General features: G+C 44.3%; 17 protein-coding genes and 1 CRISPR repeat array. All 17 genes read left to right on the top strand.

Annotation, left to right across the window (positions count from 1 at the left end; all coding sequences use genetic code 11):
• Positions 1-1,425: 1,425 nt before the first annotated feature.
• The gene (gene cas6, locus ACWGOO_RS00085; protein WP_452480435.1) at positions 1,426-2,454 is read left to right on the top strand and encodes a CRISPR system precrRNA processing endoribonuclease RAMP protein Cas6; all 1,029 of its coding nucleotides are present in this window, start codon (positions 1,426-1,428) and stop codon (positions 2,452-2,454) included.
• A gap of 17 nt (positions 2,455-2,471) precedes the next feature.
• Entirely contained in the window at positions 2,472-3,488 is a 1,017-nt protein-coding gene (locus ACWGOO_RS00080; protein WP_452480433.1) for a DUF6602 domain-containing protein, read from the top strand.
• Positions 3,485-5,206 (top strand): Cas10/Cmr2 second palm domain-containing protein, encoded by a 1,722-nt coding sequence (locus tag ACWGOO_RS00075; protein WP_452480430.1) that lies wholly within the window; start codon positions 3,485-3,487, stop codon positions 5,204-5,206. Before ACWGOO_RS00080 ends, ACWGOO_RS00075 begins: the two co-directional genes overlap by 4 nt.
• On the top strand, positions 5,203-7,431 hold the full coding sequence (locus tag ACWGOO_RS00070) for an RAMP superfamily CRISPR-associated protein (protein ID WP_354450913.1): 2,229 nt from the start codon (positions 5,203-5,205) through the stop codon (positions 7,429-7,431). The genes ACWGOO_RS00075 and ACWGOO_RS00070 overlap by 4 nt, the downstream gene beginning before the upstream one ends.
• A complete protein-coding gene (locus ACWGOO_RS00065) occupies positions 7,424-8,983 on the top strand; it encodes an RAMP superfamily CRISPR-associated protein (protein ID WP_452480428.1) in 1,560 nt (519 codons plus the stop codon). Before ACWGOO_RS00070 ends, ACWGOO_RS00065 begins: the two co-directional genes overlap by 8 nt.
• Positions 8,980-9,684 (top strand): type III-D CRISPR-associated protein Csx19, encoded by a 705-nt coding sequence (gene csx19, locus ACWGOO_RS00060; protein WP_452480426.1) that lies wholly within the window; start codon positions 8,980-8,982, stop codon positions 9,682-9,684. The genes ACWGOO_RS00065 and csx19 overlap by 4 nt, the downstream gene beginning before the upstream one ends.
• 15 nt (positions 9,685-9,699) lie before the next feature.
• Positions 9,700-11,769 (top strand): TIGR03986 family type III CRISPR-associated RAMP protein, encoded by a 2,070-nt coding sequence (locus tag ACWGOO_RS00055; protein WP_452480423.1) that lies wholly within the window; start codon positions 9,700-9,702, stop codon positions 11,767-11,769.
• 354 nt (positions 11,770-12,123) lie between these two features.
• Positions 12,124-12,577: direct repeats of the CRISPR family, unit length 33 nt; unit sequence GTCGCACTCTGTATGGAGTGCGTGGATTGAAAT.
• Positions 12,578-13,293: 716 nt separating this feature from the next.
• Positions 13,294-13,902, top strand: a complete 609-nt coding sequence (locus tag ACWGOO_RS00050; protein WP_452480422.1) for a hypothetical protein — start codon at positions 13,294-13,296, stop codon at positions 13,900-13,902.
• A gap of 28 nt (positions 13,903-13,930) precedes the next feature.
• Complete coding sequence (locus ACWGOO_RS00045) at positions 13,931-14,608, top strand: hypothetical protein (protein ID WP_452480420.1); 678 nt, start codon at positions 13,931-13,933, stop codon at positions 14,606-14,608.
• Between the two features lie 134 nt (positions 14,609-14,742).
• The gene (locus tag ACWGOO_RS00040) at positions 14,743-14,967 is read left to right on the top strand and encodes a hypothetical protein (RefSeq protein ID WP_452480418.1); all 225 of its coding nucleotides are present in this window, start codon (positions 14,743-14,745) and stop codon (positions 14,965-14,967) included.
• Positions 14,968-15,321: 354 nt separating this feature from the next.
• Entirely contained in the window at positions 15,322-16,740 is a 1,419-nt protein-coding gene (locus ACWGOO_RS00035; protein WP_452480416.1) for a transcriptional regulator, read from the top strand.
• A 301-nt stretch (positions 16,741-17,041) separates the two neighbouring features.
• Entirely contained in the window at positions 17,042-17,209 is a 168-nt protein-coding gene (locus ACWGOO_RS00030) for an aspartyl-phosphate phosphatase Spo0E family protein (protein WP_452480414.1), read from the top strand.
• A 43-nt stretch (positions 17,210-17,252) separates the two neighbouring features.
• Complete coding sequence (locus ACWGOO_RS00025; protein WP_452480412.1) at positions 17,253-17,447, top strand: XRE family transcriptional regulator; 195 nt, start codon at positions 17,253-17,255, stop codon at positions 17,445-17,447.
• 125 nt (positions 17,448-17,572) lie between these two features.
• A complete protein-coding gene (locus ACWGOO_RS00020) occupies positions 17,573-17,947 on the top strand; it encodes a DnaJ family domain-containing protein (protein ID WP_452480411.1) in 375 nt (124 codons plus the stop codon).
• A gap of 131 nt (positions 17,948-18,078) precedes the next feature.
• Complete coding sequence (gene hrpB / locus ACWGOO_RS00015; protein WP_452480409.1) at positions 18,079-20,607, top strand: ATP-dependent helicase HrpB; 2,529 nt, start codon at positions 18,079-18,081, stop codon at positions 20,605-20,607.
• Positions 20,608-20,712: 105 nt separating this feature from the next.
• Entirely contained in the window at positions 20,713-21,117 is a 405-nt protein-coding gene (locus ACWGOO_RS00010) for a hypothetical protein (protein ID WP_452480407.1), read from the top strand.
• A gap of 191 nt (positions 21,118-21,308) precedes the next feature.
• Positions 21,309-22,481, top strand: a complete 1,173-nt coding sequence (locus ACWGOO_RS00005; RefSeq protein WP_452480405.1) for an acyltransferase — start codon at positions 21,309-21,311, stop codon at positions 22,479-22,481.
• Positions 22,482-22,728: the final 247 nt, after the last annotated feature.

Raw genomic sequence — 22,728 nt, 5'->3', positions numbered from 1 at the left:
TTTTGCGCAGTCGCACTCCATATGAGTGCGTGGATTGAAATATGAGCGCAGGCAGTTCGCGTTCAAGTTCCCTTTCGGTCGCACTCCATATGAGTGCGTGGATTGAAATCAGCCGCTCCTGATGGATCTTGTCGATCACTACCTGGTCGCACTCCATATGAGTGCGTGGATTGAAATCCCCGCAAGAGAGCCAGCCCCAGACAAGCTTAGTGTCGCACTCCATATGAGTGCGTGGATTGAAATTTTGAGCCAATACTTACCGTATTTCAGTATTAACGTCGCACTCCATATGAGTGCGTGGATTGAAATTAGTATGTACAAAAGGTTGGGAACACTAATTTCGTCGCACTCCATATGAGTGCGTGGATTGAAATATTCAAAGCCACACCACCGACCTACTTCCTACGTAGTCGCACTCCATATGAGTGCGTGGATTGAAATTCCCACTCCGCAGGCATTTACCTTGCCTGTATTCATCGGGTCGCACTCCATATGAGTGCGTGGATTGAAATAATCTGCGAATCTCCTTGACTGTTTCTTTGGGTAAGTCGCACTCCATATGAGTGCGTGGATTGAAATAATATTTGGATGATAACTATAAATGGAGAGACGATGTCGCACTCCATATGAGTGCGTGGATTGAAATCTTCATGGTCATTAGCTCAGGTAAACCAAACTCGTCGCACTCCATATGAGTGCGTGGATTGAAATTCTTAAAACGCCATATCCTTCAATGATCATGTCGCACTCCATATGAGTGCGTGGATTGAAATCCATCAGTACGAAGAGTTGCTTGGGTTTACAGAAGTCGCACTCCATATGAGTGCGTGGATTGAAATTCTTGAACTCCACCTTGTACCAACTTGCTCAATTCCGTCGCACTCCATATGAATGCGTGGATTGAAATTCCCCAACCCACTTCTTGACTTTCAGTTCCATCCGTCGCACTTCATATGAGTTGCGTAGATTGAAATTACTGTCAGTTCAGCATTGGTATAATCAGTGTCGTGTCTCAAGTATTGACATGAACATATCGTGTGGTACCTTACGCTATTTCACAGGCTGTCGATTGTGGAACCAATTTTTTCATAATAAACATAGTGATTTATCTTGCCGGGACGAAGTCCAAGCATTAGTAGAGAAATTATAAGAATTATATGAAGAGCTCATTCGAGACTGTACGAAAATACGGTTGGAATGGGCTTTTTATGATTGATGAAAATCTAGTAAATATGAAAATGTAGAATTACGAAGAATAATATGTCTATTATTGTCTTTTGAAGGTATAATATTTCATGTTACTGGTACTTTAGACTTGTATATTCATCTTATAGGGTTTGTATGGAACTAGGTTTAAAGTCGTATTTCTTAGTGGGATATTATTTGTTGAAGAAGCAAGGGTAGGAGAACAAATCTACTAAGTCTATGAGCCAGCTCCTAATGCTGCTTAATAATCCCATGTTATTCTCTCACTATGCTTATGCAGAGGCATTTCAAGGAATCACAAGGGTACAGAGTTTCTCTGAAAAAATATACAGTTGGGAGATCAACATGTTTGAACACATCAATATTTTAACACTTCGAGTGGTTTTTACCGCTGAGGGCAAAGGAGAATTACCTCTCTACCTGGGTTCTACGTTACGTGGAATTATGGGTCATTGTATCCGGGAATTTGTGTGCACGCGACCTAATGTACAATGTCATAAATGTGAACTGTCGCCAGACTGTGCTTATGCTAAAAACTTTTGCTCACCAGGAAATGAAGCAGGTGCTGTAAATCCTTATGTGATTCACTCACTTACCAGAGACAAGCTACGATGGGAACCACAGGATGAGTGCCAATTCGATATCACGCTAATTGGTGATGCAACGGAACATGCAGGTCTTTTTATTGATGCACTACTAGAAATGGAAAATAAAGGTTGGGGATCGGCTAGACTACCCTTTCGACTTCAGCAGATCATAGACCCTGAACGTCAGGCTCTGATTTGGAGTTCAAGTAAATTATGGATGAGGAATTGTCTACCACGTCCACTAAGTTGTGAGCAACGTCGTGCTCATACTGCCGTCGTCCGCTTTGATAGCCCGGTTCGCATATTGGTAAGTAAGCAATTGCGCAGGCAATTAACTTTTGCGGAGATGATTCATTCTCTTACGCGGAGGATTGCGTTGCTTTCGCACGCCTATACAGGTCACATCCTGCAATGGGATGAGCAGGCGATGTTGAATGAAGCGAACAAAATTAGAACCGTTGCAGCAAATTGGAAACAGGTGGATTTTGAACGTTATTCTATGACCAGAGGGGGAAAACTGCCTCTTCCAGCCATCAAAGGCTGGGCGCAGTACGAGGGGGATTTAACACCTTTTACACCAATTCTTAAAGCGGGTGAACAACTTCATATTGGGAAAAACGCCACGATTGGATTTGGGCACTATCAGGTGAATTATAATTAGGAAGAGGGAAGCTGAAAATGAGTAAGCTAACACAAACAAAAGATCAAAAAGATTCAACTGAATCGCATGTATCACCTGCAGAAACAATTCAAGCTATTACAGAAAATTATACTGATCAGGGGAAAGCGATTGTTAGTCAATTAAAGCTCAAAATCCCTAGTCATAATCTAACCACTGGGACTACTCGTGAACTAGTATGGGGCGAATTGTTTAGATCTATGATCCCCAAGAAGTTTTGTATTGACCAGGGTGTGTTTATTATTGATTCATTTGGTAACATTTCGGCGGAAGTAGATTTAGCTATTTTTGATGAACAGTACACCCCGTATATTTTTTGTTTTGGAAATATAAAGTTTATCCCTATTGAGGCAGTTGCTGTAGCAATTCAATGTAAGAGTAAATCTACTAGCAATGCTAGTGACTGGGCGGGGACGATAAAGCCCCTCAGAACATCCCTTGACTCTGTCTATCGCATAATTGGTGGCTTGTGTGACAATGGACTCGAGCAATCAACACCACCTAAGGGGCAGACCTCGACACGCCCAATCCTGATTCTCTGTACATCTGTAGAGGGTGCAAGTATTACTAAAGATACTTATAAGGAATTTGACATCGTGTTAAGCGCGGGTGAGAACAATACCATAAAAAAAACAATGATCAACGAAGATGAATTTGACTATAGCGATTGGTATAAAGATTTGAATCATTACGGTCTTAAACGTTATGGGAAAGAGGAGGAGAAGTATAGAAAACTTGTGAATGAGAACGCGATCAAGCCGATAGGCAAGAAATTATCCTCATTAAAAGTGAGTGAAAAAGTGGCTGACACTGATGAAAAAGTAGAAAACGTTCTTCTGTCGCTAACCTTTCAACTGAACCAACTACTTATGTTGCTCAACAACCCCATCCCGTTTCCACATCAAGCTTATGCGACAATGTTCAACGAAAACTATGCCAAGTACAAAAAAATAGTACAGGAAAAAGAACAAAAGAAGGAACAAAAAAATAAAGAAAAGGGTGAAACGAAACGATGACAGCCTCCACACAAGGACTGCTTGCGATCTATGACATCAGTGGTATTCAGGAATATATTTTTGCCTCCAATCGACTGCGCGAGAATGTTGGGGCATCTCGTATTGTAGGGGAAATCCTGAAAAATGACTTGCCGGAAGTCATGCAAGCTGTTGCTGACCAAACCCAAGCCCAAGTGAAACTCGAATGGTACCAGATGGTAGGAGAAGGTAAACGAGAAGCCGAGGAATCTTTTGATATTGCACATAAGGATTCTATATTAGCGGCTGAAATTGTATATATCGGTGGGGGGAGTGCCATTGTTGCATACAGAGATCGGAATTACTTTCAACAGGTGAACGTTGAGTTTGCAAAGCGGATCATTGAGACAACATACACACTTTCCATGGCAGTGGCGCATATCGAGACTAACTTTGGTAAATCTGATCAGTTCGGTACTGACCGAATGCGACTGGAAGGGGAGTTGGAGCGGGTTAAAGCGGGTATGCTACGTCAACGTCCGGCGGGTGCTTTTCCCATATCCGAGCAAGAGAGCTTTGGCGGATTACCAGTCACCTCTCATGACAGGAAGAGCGGAGAAGGGATTTCGACAGTCCAGTCACTAAAACGTCAGGCGGCGGATGATGAACGTCCAAAAGTGAGTGATGCTAGCAGCCACTTCAATGAAATATTCCCTTTGCCCAAAGAATTGAAGGGTTTGAAGTGGGGTTTTGAAATGAAAGATATGGTTCGTTCAACTGGAGAGGATGGTTATGTAGCCGTTGTACATATTGATGGTAATGGGATGGGGCAGCAGCTTAAGAATAAGATGGAAGTATTGCAAAATGATAATGTTTCGTATGCACAAGCTGTTGTAGAAATGAGGAAACTTTCGTTGGAGATATCCGAGGGGTACCGTGAGAATTTCTACCGAGTCATCAAACATATTGCATGTGTTGATTCAATCTTAAAGGAAAATATGTTACCCATTCGACCCTTGATTATGGATGGTGACGATTTAACATTTATTTGCCGCGCTGATTTGGCGGTTCCGATGGCGGCGGCTTTTCTACAGGATCTGGAATCAACGAAACTTAAGTCGGATAAACAAGATAAACGCATTTCGCTGTCTGCCTGTGCCGGAATTGCCATAGTACATAGTCACTTTCCGTTCAGCATTGCCTATGATATTGCCGAAGAATGCTGTAAAGAAGCCAAAAAGAAGAGACACAAAGAGAAGGACTGTCACCGGGAAAGTGATAGCTATTTGGACTTTCATTTGGTTCGGGGAAGCTATGTACAACAGTTGAAGGACATTCGTAAGAATCTCGGCTTTAAAAAAGATGAACAGCACGGTCGCCCGTATCTCGTGTCGGCTCCAAAATTATCAACAGATCCAATGGCAGCCGATTCATTTAACTTGCTGCATACATGCCTGGAACGTATCCAGGGGCAGAGCGATCAGGAGAGTATTTGGCCGAGTACGTGGTTGAACAGGCTCTATCGTGAGTATCTTGCTAATGGGGAGAAACTGGATATTTTAATCGACGAATTGCGTTCTCGAAACCTGCATCTTAAGCAGCTTTATCAAGCTAAGGAGCAAAATAATGTTGGGCAATTGGACTATGCTGAAGAGAAACTGTCTGATCACCCGCATGCGACTATTTTTGATGCACTTGAGTTGATAGATTTGTATAAGTCAGCGGTGTTTAGTTTTGACGGAGTGGGGGAGACTCAATGATACAAGCATGGTTAGAAATTACACTTCATAGTGAATTATGTGCGGCTACAGGTGATAGCATCGCTGGGATGGTGGATACAGATATAGCGACTGAAGCAGGATTGCCTATCATTCCATCCAAGCGAATTAAAGGCTGTCTACGCGCCGTTGGGCAGAATTTGCTCGATTGGGGGATAGCCGGATCTTCTGAGATGAACGCTCTTTTTGGAACAATTGGGCAACAGCATGGTGGATTACTACAAGTTCACGACGCTCATCTCTACGAAATCCCCGACAAAGATTCAGGAGGTGACGTCGTCCGGATTGAAGATTATGACCGATTTTTAAGTCAGGCTCAAAGTAAGTCCCAACAGAAACAGCAGAATATTCTCAATGAACTAACGGAATTACGTACTCGCACTGCAATGGACCCGATTAGCGGAACAGCACAACCCCATTCATTACGTACAATACGTGTGTTGCATAAGGGAATTGTGCTCAGAAGTCAAGTTATCATTCAAGAAAGTCTTGGTAACGGTAAAGAGAGCGACAAGAAAAATCGGTCGAATAAAACTAAAAACTATGTAAAATTACTAACAGATTGTGTCAATGGCTTACGTGGAATAGGGCTTGGGAATACAAGAGGGCTAGGTGAGGTCAGTTGTCAGCTAATCTGGATCAATGAATCACATGATGAGATGCAACAAGAACAGCTAATAACACCCATTCTTTCCGGTCCTCCAGAGAAAATCACGGAACTGCCGTATACATTGCACCTGGATCAGCCGGTATTAATCCCTGGTCAAGGCGGGCTATATTACAGTAGTGCGAATTGCATTCCAGGTTCGGCTATGTTGGGGGCATTGGCAGGGATGTATATAAACCAGCAGGGGCTGGGTGGAAAAGCCCATACGAATGAAGATTTTGCACGAATCTTTCTGAATGGAGGAGTGCAGTTCGGATATGCTTTTCCAACCGTAGCTGACAGAGTATTCATTCCTTGTCCAGTTAGCTGGCAAGGCGTTAAAAACGAAGAAGCAGCTTACGATAAGGCAAATATAGCGAACTGGAACTCTAGTAATAAAAATTTGAATAATATGGAGTTTAGAGGCATTAACTCCTATGTCTATCTGGATCAACTTTCAGCAGAAGGAAATTCAGGAACTACACAATTACTGAAATACGAACCGGAAAAAGAAGTGCGTATGCATCATGCACGGCCACTTGATCGGTCATATGGACATGCACTGGGTTCTGATCATGGCCCCAATATGGGGCAATTCTATCAGTATGTAGCACTGAAAAAGGATCAATCCTTCTCAGGAACGCTTCGTGGAAATATAGCAGATTTAAATAAACTATTATCATGTATTAAGCAAAACGGGTACCAGCTTCGGCTAGGGCGCTCTCGTACAGCAGAGTATGGGAATGTCACTTTTAAGGCAGATTCTGTAGCTTCACAGCCTAATCTATTGATGTCCGTGGGTGGGCAGCGGAATCCTTTGAATTGTTTTACAATTATCCTGCTCACTCCACTAGTTCTGGCTGATGCAAGTGGGCGCGTGGAGGCGAATCCTGCTTTCTTCCTGGAAGAATTGAAGACAAGGCTTGCTCTTGACATTAAGACTACAGAACTCCAACTGAAATTTGGTACAGTCTCGGGTTACAACTCGAAATGGCGTATGCCTAAACCGCAACGTCCAATGCTGGACGTCGGTTCGGTGTTCACGATTACACTGGAAGATACACAAACGGTAGGGCCTGAACAAATTGAGCAAATACGCTGGGGAGAGTTGACCGAGGAAGGCTATGGACAAGTTAAGGTAATAGCTGCCCCAACAGCAGCAGAAGCATGGAATGTCACTACTATTTATGCTGATGATCATCAACAAGGTGAAGGTCATTCCATACAAGACGAGCTTCAATCAGATTCTGCGTATGAAAAGCTGGAAAAGCGAATCAGCACGTATGATCGCGATTATGCAAAAGGACGGGAATGTGCTGGAAAAGTGAAAACCGAGGGGCTTGGATTGACCAAGCTTCATCAGCTACAGGACTTATTCCAAAGCTTGACCACTAAAGAAACCTTAGAGAAAGAACTCCAAAAAATGACTGCTGAAGAAGTGAAGTCCCGATATAAGGGGGTCGTTGAAATTTTTCAAAAAGGGAATTTGAATAGCAAGGCCTTTAAAGATGGGTACTTTAGAACGCTGATATGGAAGGTGAGGGGAGAAAAGAATGAATAAGCAATCAAAGCCTACAGAGCATCTCAAACTGACGGGTAAGATTACCGAGCGATATTGTATCCAATTAACAGGTCGTCTGGGGTCCCCCTTACTTGCAGGCTCGGGTGATGACCGGAATACAGATAGTGACGTCATTGTCGATTATACGGGTCGTCCTTTCGTACCAGGAAGTGCATTAGCGGGCGCATTCCGTCATTTTTTGCAAGAGAATGTACAAGGGGCAGACAACACATCTGTTGATCAGCAGGTTCTTCATTTTCTATTCGGCGGATCTTCAGCAATATCCACTCCAACGGGTCTCACGGATGCTGGACAACAAAGCCGGTTGATCATTTATGATATGTCTCTGGAAGATGAGAGCGCAGTGATAGGAATCCGTGATGGAGTTAAGCTTGATTCCTATAAGTCAGCAGAAGATGAAGGGAAATACGAAGTACAAATGGTTGAAGCTGGCGCAGGCTTTATATTGCGATTGGAATGGCTGCGACGAGATACCGACAACCTTCATCTTGGACAACAGTCCGGACATGTAGATATTGCTGCATCAGTGGCCAATCTTTTAATGAAATTAATAGATGGTTTGGTAAGCGGTGATCTTACAATTGGAGCCAAAGGTCGCAGAGGATTTGGTAAATTACAGATTAACCAGGTACAAATGCGCCGATTTGATTATACCGACCGAAGGCAAGCAACGAAATGGCTTGTATGGGATTGGCGACAGGAGAATGCTTTTGACAAACAAACGGAAATCAAGCAGTGGCAACCAGGTAGCAGTAAGCTTCCAGGTTTTGTACGTGTGGGAGAACCGGGCAATTCAAGGTACTGCAAGCTGGTGGTGCCCTTGCAAATTCGTCATACCCTTATGATTCGCAGTTATTTGACAAAAGGTTTTCAGGAAAATGGGGTTCCAGTTTTTGAGCAACTTCGTAAGAGTAGCCAAGCAGGGAACGGACAGGAGAATCCAGCAGTGATCCCCGGAACCAGTTGGATGGGTGCCATCAGAGAACGCCTTAATGTTCTGCTCGAAGAAGTGGGTGTGACAGATGGGCAAATGAGACGAGGGAAGCTGGAGCAATTATTTGGGACTCGTATCGGTGCTGAAAGAAATGACAAGGGTAGAACCCATTCCAACTCTCTTATTGCATCACTCATTCGAGTAGAGGAATCCGTCGTAGCGGGTGGGCACCCACTGACCATGACGAGGAACAAAATTGATCGATTCACCGGAGGAACGGTTGAAGGTGCTTTGTTCACGTCTATACCTTGGGTGGGTGGAGCTACAGAGCTAGTGCTACGTTGGGAAAGAGCAAGCTACCTGATTTCAGATGCGGCTATTTGTGGATTACTACTATGGATTGTGCGTGACTTGGAAGAAGGCTTGCTTGCAGTCGGTGGGGAAACAGCAATTGGACGTGGATTATTTTCAAAAGATAGCACTAAACCGATTACCCTGGACGGACAGCCTTTACTAGAATCAGCATATAGCCCTTACTATCTTGCTGCCTTGAAGTGGTGTCAAGCTGAACATATAGAGCAAGGAGCGAATACATGAGTACTTTAACCATCATGGAACAAAGAACCTTTGTATCTTACAAGACAGTAGAAGAAAGTAATCTTCTTGAATTGTTAAAGCAGTGGTTTGTCATGCCAAGCGATACCTCTGAAGCTTATGTATATGGGGTCATGAATGATCAGGTAGCTATAGGTCGGTATTATAATCAACAACTATGGATGGGTCATGCTCAGTCTTGGGACGTTAAGGAGTTAAAATCAATAGAAGATGTGAAGCAATTACGTGAGTTGAGAATTTTCAATGTGGATCAGGAGCTTCGTGCCCTTCGTGTGGGTCAACAATTCCGTTTGCGGTTGCTCCAAGACAATCATAGTCACGCTTCTGCTTCTGACGATCAGCATGATCAAGTAAATCTATCAGATCAGGCCGAGTTATCAGGTGATTTTGAACAGTCAGGCCCACAGACTTGGAGTAGCCTCGACGAGAAACATAAACTTTGGGGTTCGGCGGATGTTTCCAAATCGAAGCTCAACGACATACAAGAACACAAATGGACACCTTTGGTTGCCGCGCGGGGAACCAGGCTGTATTTTCCAGGAGAACTTAAGCAAGGTGCACAAAAAGCAGTTCAGATTCGGAATTATATTGATTTTAATCCGGTTGCTAATGGACTTGGAACCTATACGCCAATTTATCGGTTCATAGATGAACGTTTTGTTGATTTCGTTGATTGTGATTGAGAGGAGAGAAGTGAAATGAAGTCAAATCAGGGAGTAGCTCCAGAAGAGCGATTCATTAATCCTTATAATTTTGTTCCTTTAGAAGCTCAATGTGAGCGACAACCTATGAATGCCTACAAAGAGGGGAAGGAACTTTACTCGGGTTATATAGATTGTTCAATTCATCTGAAAACGCCTATATTCATTCCAAATTCTTCAGGAGAATGTGTCTTAAGTAATATGAAGAACAAAAATGATGATGAAGACGATGTTGATAAAGACAATGTTGCTGAATATGAAAAGAGCTATGATTTCTTTTCTTATGATGATTTAAGCCATTGTAAGCCAGGAGATCGTAAGGAAGTATATAGCGTACCTGTCATTCCTGGTTCAGAGATTCGTGGCGTGGTGAGAAGCGTATTTGAGGCAGCGTTTAATGGGTGTCTATCCACCACAGATACTGGGCGAGTCTTGCATCGGCGTTCAGCGGCAAATGATGTTAAAAAGCCTGGTATATTAAGATATGACATAGATCAAGAAAAATGGTTCGTTTATTCGTGTGATCGAATCATGTTGAACAGGCGGTATGATAAACCCGGCGATAAAAATAAACATGGCAAATTTATGAGCAATAAGGAGTACGATCAGTGCGATGAAGGCCAAAAAATTAATTTTAAACCTTCTGGTGCTAGGTATGCCAATCGTTTTTATATGCCTCATGTTATTGAGGAATTCCTTGTTGAGGAATCCCCTCCGACAATGGATTCTTCCTGGCAGGAGGGATATCTACACAAGGGTGAACCTTTTGGAACGAAAAAGCATCACGAGTCCGTGTTTTATTTTGAAAAAGAGAGTCATAGAAAGTATAACAAGCTAACGGTAGATGAGAAGACAATATACAATTTTGAGGCGGTCCTAGATCTCTATGAGAGAAATAAAAAAGCTGGTTCACCTCATACCGGATATGCAGCTTATAAAAAGCAAACGTTATCCAAAATAAAGAATAAAGAAGACATCCTTGTGTTCTATTCAGTAGCAAATGGAAATCAAGCTCAATATCTATCACCCTCTATGATCTCACAGCAAGTATATTATACAAAAATCAAAGAAATGCTGACTAAAAATGGTGGTTATGAACCGTGTGAAGATCGTCATTGTGTGTGTCCGGCTTGTGCGCTGTTTGGTATGATCCCTCCAGATGAGCAGAAAACAAGGAGCCATACAGCTAGGCAGGCTCTAGGCTCAAGAGTTAGATTTACAGATGCAACCATATTGGAGTCGAGTCTGTTGAAAGAAAGAAAAGATTACTATCGCGGGGATATTCGTTTACCAGCGATGGGAGAACCCAAACCTGGGGCCGTGGAGTTTTATACAAAAAAACCGTCGGATTATCAAGAAGGAGCGCTATTTTGGACATATGATTATTTGGTTAAGAAGGGAGAGAAGACAAGGACACAAATCAAAGATTCAGCATTTGGTATTCGCGGACGGAAATTCTATTGGCATAGTGAGAATTGGAAACAGCTCAAAGACGAATTACATGGTAAATTGCCTAGGAAAACAGTAAATACAAGTATGACTGTCGGCGTGCGCCCTCTTAATCATGAAAAGTGTCCAGCTTTTAAATTTAAGGTGTACTATGAACATTTGACATGGAATGAATTGAATCAATTAAAGTGGAGTCTTGATTTTAATGATTCGGCTTGTTCTCACAAAATTGGGCGAGGTAAACCCTTGGGTTTTGGAAGCATACAGTTAAAAATTGAACAAGTCATGCAACGAACTATTGATTCACAAACAGGAGAATGGTTAATGAAACAGTTTCCTGATAAATGTCGTGAGGAGTTGCCTGAAAGTGATGCTATGAAAGATTTGAAGCTTATCACAGGTTGGGAGAGTAAACCCACGGCTACAATTTCGTATCCACAAATAAGATTGGAGAAAACGACAGATCCTAGAGAACAGCGAAATAATGTAAATGAAGAGGCTTCACATAGATGGTTTACTAAGAACGCGGAGCGTGATAAGAATGTTTTACCTACTATACAAGAAGAAATGTCGGCTAATTATGCATCTAATTGGCTAAAAAAGATAAAGGTGAAATAAAAGACAAAACGTAGTGATAACAGCTATAATACTAGGAGATAGACATTATATTTCGAGATGAGAATGCCATGCTCACCTTCGATTCCACAATTTAGGAGATAACTATAAAAAGAAAGTAGAGCATATGAGGGCAAAAGAACCTTACGATTTGGAAAGCCCGCTGATTCTGTAAGGTGCGAATGTGAAGCTCACATAAAAACCCCGGATCCTTCGCGCCTCGAAATTTGTCGAAAAGAAATATAATTAGTTCAATTCGGTAAAAGCCAATGGTTGATTCAAACCTTTTTGGCATCGTTTTTTTGCGGAAATGTGTGAAATTGATATCAATAAGGTATGAATTGCTGCATTTTCGCTGTCGCACTCTGTATGGAGTGCGTGGATTGAAATTCATTGTCACCATAGCCCCTCCACAATGTTTACAGTCGCACTCTGTATGGAGTGCGTGGATTGAAATGTAATAACAGCCATTCAACAAATTCCCGGTATCATCGTCGCACTCTGTATGGAGTGCGTGGATTGAAATTAGAGCTTAACTATCGGTTGCGTGATGCACTCCAATAAGTCGCACTCTGTATGGAGTGCGTGGATTGAAATGATCAGGAGCTTTTGAGCTCGTACGTCTGGAGAATCCGGGTCGCACTCTGTATGGAGTGCGTGGATTGAAATTTCACAGCACAGGCCGTCCTGCCTGGCGATCATCAGGTCGCACTCTGTATGGAGTGCGTGGATTGAAATTTTACGGTATTTGTTACGTTGTCCAGTAAAGTAGGAGGTGGTCGCACTCTGTATGGAGTGCGTGGATTGAAATTTCATATTGGGTTATAAAAAATTAGTAGCAGAATCGTCGCACTCTATATGAGAGTGTGGAATGACTCTGGTGATGCTTGGTTACAGAAGCTCTGCTTGCGAGTTGCTTGAGCACTGGCGGCGTAGCGATGAGAGGGCCTTTCGACCTGTTGCCTTTAACATAAGCCTTGACCTCGCGGGCATAGTAAACAACGCCTTGACCCTCAACAACTGGATAGCCGCTCACATCATCAGTTAGTGAAGTTTATACATGTTTGCCAGTGCTGCTAGGCATGTTTCTCATCGTGAAGATGCAGGAGCCTTCTGAATCCAAAAATGCGAAACGTGGTAGTGTAGCCGATCCAGACATGGTTCATGTCCTCCTAATATGGTATTTCGAAAAATCAAAAAGGCCAGCACATTGGCCGACCTGATCACTGAAGCGTTGCGCCTCGATTCGTCTTATTCGATTTTCCATGATACAAATTTACCACAGCAAAAGTCCAGTGGCAGGCCACTTCAAGGCCATATTCAGGACAAATATAGGCCACGGAAACACTTTTCTATGAAAAGTGTTTTTTCTCCGCAACTTTTTCCATCCATGATCAGTCTACTATCCATTGAGGATTTTTTTTCCAAATCTAATTAAGATTGAAATTAAGTGTAAATTTATTCAAACTCCTGTATATAGATGAGGGGAAGCCTATCGCTATATCATGAAAGGATGAGAAAAAGATTATGACGAAAAAGTGGGTATCTTTATTTTCTGTTATTTGCACTGTTTTCCTTCTTTTTGGCTCTAGTTCTATTTATGCAGAGAGTTATTATGCTGGGGTCAACAAGTACGGAAGTCAGTATTTAGGTATGACTGCTACCATTACAACTCCGGGTAAATTGCCTACGCTTGGTACTAGTGGTGAGTCAGCTTGGGTAACAAATGTCACTCCAAATAGAGATTGGATTCAAACAGGTATCCGATATTATTCAGGATATTCGGGATTTACAACTTACGTTGAACATACTGTTAATGGTGCTTATGGTATGCAGGAAATAGGGACTCACCTTTTATCTTCATCTGTAAAATATATGGTTCAATATGGTTCTTACAGTAAATGGCATGCATATATTGGGGGTTATGATAAGGGGAGCTGGAGCTTAGGAACAAATAATAATGTACAAGCGCAAGCAGAAACCCATTCAACAAATACTCAAATGGGGCCATTCCAATTTACTGGTGTGCAATACAAAAATACAAGTGGTGTGTGGAAAGCAAATGATACAGCCCCGTCTGCCGATAGTCCATATCATGTCAGCAAAACGGATAATGCAAATTACAAAGTCTATTAAACGATGATTGTAAAGGAGGCTGAAAGCATTGAAACATAAAAAGTTGTTACTCGTTGGGGCTGCACTTAGCATTCTTAGTGGGGCATTTTATATTAATTCCATTTCTGCCGAGAGTCCTACTGAGCTTATTCAAACCAAGCTTTCTCAGCAAGGAGTATCTATTTCAAGTATTAGTGCCCAACAGGAGGACTTGAAAGTGGAAACGAAATCAGCTTCAAGTTCTGGAAAAGCTACAATTGATGACATTAAAGCGATCCGCGCGGTTCGAAATGAAGTACGGAGTGGAGTCAACGGGACCAATGAAATCAAAAATATTGATTTAGCTATTAAAGGTGCGAATGGAAAAACGATTTATGATGCTGTTTCTAATGATGTTACTCATATCCCGGACTTTTCGAAAAAAATCCAAGGTTCCCTAGAGTCGACAAAGGTTCTGGAAGCTGTTTATGGTGAATTGCAAGGAAACGGTATGGATGGTAAAGATAATGAAGTATTATTCTATTTGACAGCAGATTTAGTATATCGTGATTTTTATTGGTGGCAATCTGATGCTTTAGGCGGTGAAACTTGGACGAACTCCGGGCCTGAAAGTGAGAAGTCTGCTAACAGTAAAGACAAAGTTGAGGCGACACTTGAAAAAGGGATTACTGCTGAACCATCCGGAGTAGATAATAACGGTTTGGAAGAGCTACAAATTAAAAAATAAAGATTATAAAGTTATTTTGAAAAGGCGTTCCTCATTGAAACGAGGAATGCCTTTCTTACTAAAATAATTCACAAAAGAATAAGGTGCCGGATAATTCCCACCCGGTACCTTTGAATAAATTGGAGGTAATAAATATGGTCCATTTATACATGCTTGTCAGTCTCATCATGTTTTATGTCCTGGTTTTCATCCTCTCTCTGTTTAATATTCATATAATTAAAGGTGATGAACTGATTTACATTTTACTGGTCATGATCATTGGCATCCTTATATATATTGCCGAAACGCTGGATGAAAAAAAGAATGAAAAAAAGAAAAATGAGCCCCGAACCATTGATATAACGGATGACGCATCTTAGCTATACATTCTTTTCTTTTTTATAGTCCTCATCAATCATTTCAACCCTCAAGGCAGCGGCAAGAATATTAAGGGCTTCCGACTTTATACGGCGGAATGTCCTGTCGCTCAATCCCAACTCTCCACAATGCGGGGGTTGTTTGTATAGCATTTAAAACCCGTGTGAAATCTTTTCCTTGGGTCTACCAACTTTTAATCCTCTCGCTCGTGTCACCATGTCTTTTCTGGATAACTTATACCAAACGTAGTTTTTCCGCATGAGTTGCAAAAAAATGTTGACAGTTGTTAATTTTTGGACAAAAATAGTAATTGATCTTTAAAATTATGGAATTTTTATGTGGAGGGTGGTTATGACTTGAAGCATACACCTACGATTTTAGCGGAGTTTGAAGATTATCTAAAGCAAAACGAATTGACTTTAGCCCAGTTTGCGGAATGTTCAGGTGTTTATCAAAGAACGCTTAGTAATTGGGTTATTCAACATCGTCCTGTTTCCGTACAACAGCTTGACCGAATCACGTTGGCCATGGGATTATCGGAGGGCTATTTTTACGAACGATACATAGAAAATTACATCATCGACCTTTCCCCGAATTGGCGGCGAATCGAGCCACTATTATATCGTTGTGCGGAGCTGGACAAGCTGGATGCGATCCGTCGAATGGTTGGACATATTATGGACAATCCGTTGTATTCGCCCAGACTATTTGACATTGCGGAAGCGCTATTTGCACAGGGACGACATGCTGCTGCGTTGCTGCTCTATGAGAATGTAGCAGAAGTGGAAAAATATCAACATTCTGAACGCTTGGCAATCTGTCAATATCGTATATTCACGATTCAGATTGGAGACGATCAACGCCAAAATCTCGATGCAGCTACGATATTTAAAGCTTTTGTTGAGCGCCTAGATGAAATAGACCAGCTTGACGCATTGAAGGACTTGGCGAACGTGTATAGGTCTTTGCGTCTATGGGACAATGTTGATAAAATAGCGAGAAAAATGAAGGAGAAAGCGGAAATTCAATATTCGATGAAACATCAACAGAAGAAGCGAGAGCGCAATGAGTCTGAAAAGAAGCTAAGTCGTCCCATGTTTGTGTACATCACCTATGCCGATTTGTTGTGTGCAAGTGTCTGTGAAGCCCAAGGCGATTATCAACAAGCTTTAGAATATACATACGCCTACGCTAATTTAGATTGGGTCAAAGAGACGGACGAGGATACCCGACACTGGATCGGTTTGTTTCAACATTGGGCGGAAGGTAATACTTACGTATATAAGCTGTTGTCAGGAGATATAAGTGTGCTTCAAGATTATGTTGAATATATTGCAGCAACATCAGGCTCTAATGAACAAGAGGAAATCTCCAAATTGTTGAATGTTATAATTGCAGCAAACCGATTTGAATTGGAAGTGGATGATATACTTCAACGGTTTGAAACAGAGATTAATTCGTTTTCTGAACAGCCTCCATCCGATGATATGTATACCCAACAGGTGATACCGGACTATATCGCGTGGTTTGGCTACGAGTTAGCTTATTATTATTTACATCGAGGTTCTTACAGTGATGGTTTTAAACATTTGATGTATGCAATGGTAAGTTATCATACACTAAATAATAAGGATTATTTTATAAACTGTATGGGATTGTTTGTTCGTTTTCAAGCCCATGCGGTTCCTGAAACCAAAGCAGAGTTTTTCAATTTCATTGAGAGGGTGTGGATAAACAATGTTGAGAAAAATGGTACTGCTGATCGTCGCAACTAGCTTTTTGTTTATTGTCACTGTGCCGGATCAAGCCCTTAACCACCACCATAGTATTCAGCCTTACGTTACCATTGGAGGTGCTTAAAAGGGAGAGTAAGAAATAACACTCGCTAACCGTACGGTTCGAGGGTATTGTTGATTGCAAGTTTATCTCTGAGCAACTTGGACACAACTGAAAATGAACATACATCGACATAAAGTGCCTCTGGAATGTTCCAGAAGCACTTTTTTTGTTGAGCGAATCATTAAATAATCCAAAAGTTGACGGTTTGCATTAGGATATGACACAGAAGGGGGAATCATGCTGATGAATCAAGGTGTGACTTTACTTCGTGTCGAGCGGGCTAGAAAAAGACTGTACCAACTCCAGAAAAAATACGAATTTTTAACGCATCCCAAAGTGATTGAACAATCCAAGAAACTGGATGATCTTTTGAATCAATACCAAACGTGCAAATCAAAATCTTAACTAACTTTTAATTAGAGCAAAACTTAACCTGGAGGTAATGAAGTTGAAGAAACGCAATGCTGTAACCCCTTTTGGGTGGAAAATCAAACAAAAGCTGGTTGAAAAACAAATTGACCAGAAAACATTTTGTGAGACATATCATATACCCCCTAGCCGATTGTCCAATCTCATTCACGGAACACGTAGGGCCAAGAAACATAGAACACAAGTATCCCAATTGCTTGGAATAGAAGAGTAATCCCTCCCCTCTTTTCCCCATGAATGCAGGACATCTTCTGGGGATTTATGCTACAGTGACGAAAGACCCCATTTTTATGATCCAATATGGTTGTACATATGTTTATACAGGAGTTGAGTTGACCTATGGGAATGTTCTCCAGGATGGCCGAGCAAAAAATTGCCGAAGCCATGGCAAAAGGCGAGTTTGACAATCTGGCAGGAGCAGGCAAGCCGCTGATTATTGAGGATTTATCACATGTGCCAGAGGAGCTGCGTATGTCGTACAAGCTACTGAAAAATGCGGGTATTTTACCGGAGGAGCTTCAATTGCAAAAGGAGTGCGTCCAGCTACGCGATTTGCTCCACGCTTGTCGTGAGTCGGGAGAGCAACAGCGCATTAGTCGCAAGCTGACTGAAAAATTGCTTCGTCTACGCATGCTGCTAGAGGAAAGAGGGCTGAACGCTTCGTCGGTATTTTATGAATATGAATCGGCTGTGCGTAAGCGGTTGGAGGGATAGAAGCGGAGCTTTGTCATTCAAACCATAATAATTACAGGTAGTGAAAAATTCATAACAATAAAGCGAATTTGTTGCTCGTATAGAAACAACACTTAGATTCTACGCATCCGCGTATCATTGGAGAGATTTCATTGTCAGATAAACAACTGCCTATCATTCAAATTATTCCCGAGCTTAAAAATGCGCTGCAATCCCATCCGGCTGCCGTATTGATTGCACAGCCGGGCGCGGGCAAGACGACGGTCACGCCGCTTGAACTGCTGCACGAGCCGTGGCTGGCGGGGCAAAAAATGTTGATGTTGGAGCCAAGACGTTTGGCGGCACGTGCAGCAGCGGCGCAAATGGCGAAAGCGCTGGGAGAACAAACCGGGCAGACGGTGGGCTACCGGGTTCGTATGGATACAAAAGTAGGGCCGAATACGCGGATTGAAGTGGTTACGGAGGGCGTGCTGACCCGGATGCTGCAACATGATCAGGCATTGGAGGGGATCGGCCTGATCATGTTTGATGAGTTTCATGAACGTAGTCTGCATGCAGATTTGGGCTTGGCGCTTGCCCTGCAAAGTCAGGCGCTATTGCGGCCTGATTTAAAAATATTAATCATGTCCGCGACACTGGAGGCAGAGCCTGTATGCCGACTATTGGGGAACGCTCCATTGCTGGAATGTCCGGGCACGGTATTTCCGGTAGAGACTCTTCATATATCCAAGCCTTCATCGATCCCATTAGAATCCTTTACGGCAGAGACGGTAGACAAGGCGCTTCATGCTCATGAAGGCGATCTGCTGGTATTTCTCCCGGGTGCCAGAGAAATTCATAGAATGGAACGTGAGCTGGCTTCAAGGAATTTGCCTGCACACGTCAAGGTTATTCCGCTGTACGGCAGTATGAAGCTGGAACAGCAGGATGAGGCGATACGTCCGTCGGCTTTGGGTAGCCGTAAGGTTGTATTAGCAACCTCTATTGCCGAGTCCAGCTTGACGATAGCTGGGATTACGGTAGTGATAGACAGCGGGCTGTCGCGGGAATCCGTGTTTTCCGCGCGAACCGGCATGAGCCGTTTGACCACCGTTAAGGTGTCCAAGGCTTCCGCCGATCAGCGGCGCGGCCGGGCGGGCCGCCTTCAGCCGGGCGTGTGCTACCGGCTGTGGAGCGCGCATGAACATGCCGCGCTCCCCGATACCAGCCGCCCGGAAATCGTGGCGGCGGATCTGGCCCCGCTCGCGCTGGAGTTGGCCGCCTGGGGCGTCCGCGAGCCCGCCGAGCTGGCCTGGCTGGATGCTCCGCCTGAGGCGGCGTACCGCCAGGCCACGGGCCTGCTTCGCCAGCTCGGCTGCCTGGATACCGCAGCCGATGGCACGGCAGGCGGCATCACCGCGCACGGGCGCGAGGTGTCCGCCCTGGGCACGCACCCGCGCCTCGGGCACATGCTGCTGCGCGCGGCCGCCCTCGGCCTGGCGCCGACCGCCAGCCGCCTTGCTGCGCTGCTGCAAGAGCGGGACCCGTTCCGCGCCCATGGCGGAACGGATTTGCGCCCGCGGCTGGACGCCTTGCGCGAGGCGGCTCACGCCCGCAGCACGCACAGCCTGCTGCGGACGGCAGACGATACGGTGATTCGCCGTATCGTGCAGGAGAGTCGGCAGCTACTTGCCACGCTGCCGAAAGCAGCCGCAGGGCAGGACGAGCCTGATGGCTCCGGGGCCTGCGGGCTGCTACTGGCCTTTGCGTATCCGGACCGGATCGCGCAGGGCCGGGGGGATGGCCGCTTTTTGCTTAGCGGCGGCCGGGGTGCGCGACTCCGACAGGTGGAGTGGATGTCGCGTTCATCCTATCTCGTCGCCGCCGAAGTGGACGACGAGGGAGCAGACGGTGCCATTCAACTGGCGGCACCGATTGAACTACAAGAGCTGATCGAGCATTGCAACGAATTACTGCTGGAGAAAGCCAACGTATATTGGGACAGCGCAGCAGCAGCAGTAAGAGCCCGTAAGGTGTTACAACTGGGATCTCTCGTTTTAAAGGAAACATCCTATGAGCGTCCTCCGACAGAAGAAATCGCTGCCGCATTGATGCAGGGTGTCCGTGAACGCGGTCTAAAGCTGCTGTCATGGAATCGGCAAACCCTCCAGTTGCAAGCGCGTTTGATTTTTATGCATTTCTCATCGCCCGAGGATTGGCCAGACAGCACCGAGCCAGCATTACTGGATTCACTGGACTCGTGGCTGCTGCCTTTTGCCCTTGGAGCCAAAAATGTATCCGATCTGCAACGGCTGGACGGTGCTGCCTTGCTGCTGGGCAGGCTGAATTGGGAACAACGGCAGCAGCTTGAGCAGGAAGCGCCGACGCATATCCATGTGCCTAGCGGTTCCCGTATTCCTGTCGATTATTCGAATCCCGAGGCGCCTGCGCTGGCAGTGCGGCTGCAAGAGCTGTTCGGTATGCGGGATACGCCGCGTATTGGGCGCGGACGTGTGCCAATCGTGTTGCATCTGCTGTCACCTGCGCAGCGACCTGTACAAGTGACTTCCGACTTGTCCAGTTTCTGGAGCGAGGCTTATTTTGAAGTCAAAAAGGATCTAAAGGGCAGATATCCCAAGCATTATTGGCCAGATGATCCACTGGAAGCCGTGGCGACCAACAGAACGAAGCCCAAGCGTTGAACAGCTGCTTTTTTATACGAATGTTTGGTTTGAAATAAAGTTCTGTTTTCATGCATCTATTTTTGAATTTTCGTAAAATGGTTTAAACGTCAGGACAGCCGAGTAATGAAGGCCGAACTACTCAACACCAAAATATTGGGAACTACCATGGTTAATAACGTAAACAATTATAACGAAAAGAAAATTGTCGGTGTTTTTGATACAGAACAGGAAGCATCCCGAGCGATTGGACCATTGACAGGCACCAAAGCACCGGAGGGTGTGGCGACAGGTGCAGCTACAGGCGGCGTTGTCGGCGGGGGCGCTGGCTTGCTGGTAGGCATCGGGGCCTTCGCTATTCCGGGCATCGGACCTATTCTCGCTGCTGGACCTATCGCGGCTACTCTTACCGGAGCGGCTGTTGGAGCGGGAGCAGGTGGCTTGGTCGGGCTGGGCATTCCGGAAGATGATGCGCGTCAACACGAGACATACGTCAATCAGGGCAAGATTAGTGCTAGTGGATTCTGCTGATCATCACAGTAGCTTACTCTTACAGCAGCAGTCTCCCCGAAAGGAAAGGCTGCTGATTTTCCATATGTTTCCTATTGATAAACCGGAGATCAGCGAAGCTTTGCTTGGACTGGACGTGTATCCTTCTATATATTTTACAGAATTGTAGTTATAATAGACATATATATTGCTAGACATAACAGGAGAGTGACATGAGTCAAAAAGAGAGAATTTCCGAAGTCGCTTTGCTGAGAGGGCTGGCGTTTGCCGCCGTTGTTCTTCAGCATTCTATCGCACATTCTGCGGTTGCGCATGGGGCGCGCATTCAGGACGGAGTTTTGATGACACTTTTACTGCTGTGTTCCAAATTTGCAGTTCCCGTGTTTGTGTTTATCACCGGTATGGTGTTATTTTACAATTATGATGGAGCTTTAAAATACGGAACGTTTTTACGTAAAAGGTTCATGGATATCGTTGTTCCTTATATCATATGGTCTCTTTTATACGAGTTGGGAAATCAGCTTGTCCAAAGTGGAGGGAATCTTCACCCGCTAGATTTTTTCCAAAAGCTATTGAATGGGAAAAGCAGCTATCATCTGTGGTATATCGTGATGATTATCCAGTGCTATGTACTATTTCCAGTATTCCGTTATGCTGTTCGACGTTTGTCAGCGTTACTGCCGTCAGCATGGCGACCCGCTGCATTGGCTGGAGTCGGCGTGCTGTACATCATGCTCATGTTTGCCGTTGGACCAATATACCGAGCCATGGATATGCTCCAGCTCCCGGCGATCACCTCGTGGTTCACGATTTACGCTGACCGGAATGTGATTTACTTTTTCTTTTATTTTGTGTTAGGGGCGGCGGCCGGGATGAACGTCAAGCGCTGGAATGCTTGGGTAACCAAGGCACAGATCGTATATTGGCCGCTGTTTATTGTGATTACAGGCTACTTGCTGTATGAGATGATCGGTCTGTTTCAGACGCCGACAGGCACGGTCCTTTCCTTTAACTACTTGTCTCTGCTGCGTCCGGTCATGGCTGTATATTGTGTCACATCTATTTTTGTGGCTTATCGTGTAGCGACGTGGATTGCTCATAGGGGCGGACGTGCGGCGGGGTTGCTGACTGCCATCGGAACCTTGTCCTATGGAGCGTATCTGATGCACGCCTTTATGCTGCGTGTGACATATTATTTTGACGATACGTTGTTTGCAGACTGGAGCCACGTTCTTCGTGCCCTGGCTTCGTTCGTTCTCTGTATGGCCTTTTCTGTTGCTGGTACATGGCTACTGGCACGTTTGCCTCTGGGAAAATGGATAGTCGGGCTTCGAGTTCGTCCCCGCCCGACCGGAGGCCCGCCACCCTTGCAAAAGCAAGCCTGATTTGGTAATCCCAATCACTTATCTTAACAAAAAGTATCCCGAAACCCATGTAACAAGGCCAAGGGATACTTTTGTTTTCTCCATTTATTTAATGGTATGCATACTGTTAGACTTGGACATGCCTTGTCACTTAAAGTGAATCCATCTCATTCTAGGGCGTGTATTCAAACTACAAAACAAAGTTAAATCGTGGTAAATTAAGAAGTATGAAGAGACGATACGAAATCCAAGATGATCAGTGGAAAAA

The sequence above is a fragment of the Paenibacillus sp. NPDC055715 genome, from assembly GCF_053617595.1.
Note: the sequence above shows the minus strand (reverse complement) of the source record. Positions and strands in the feature narration are given on the sequence as shown.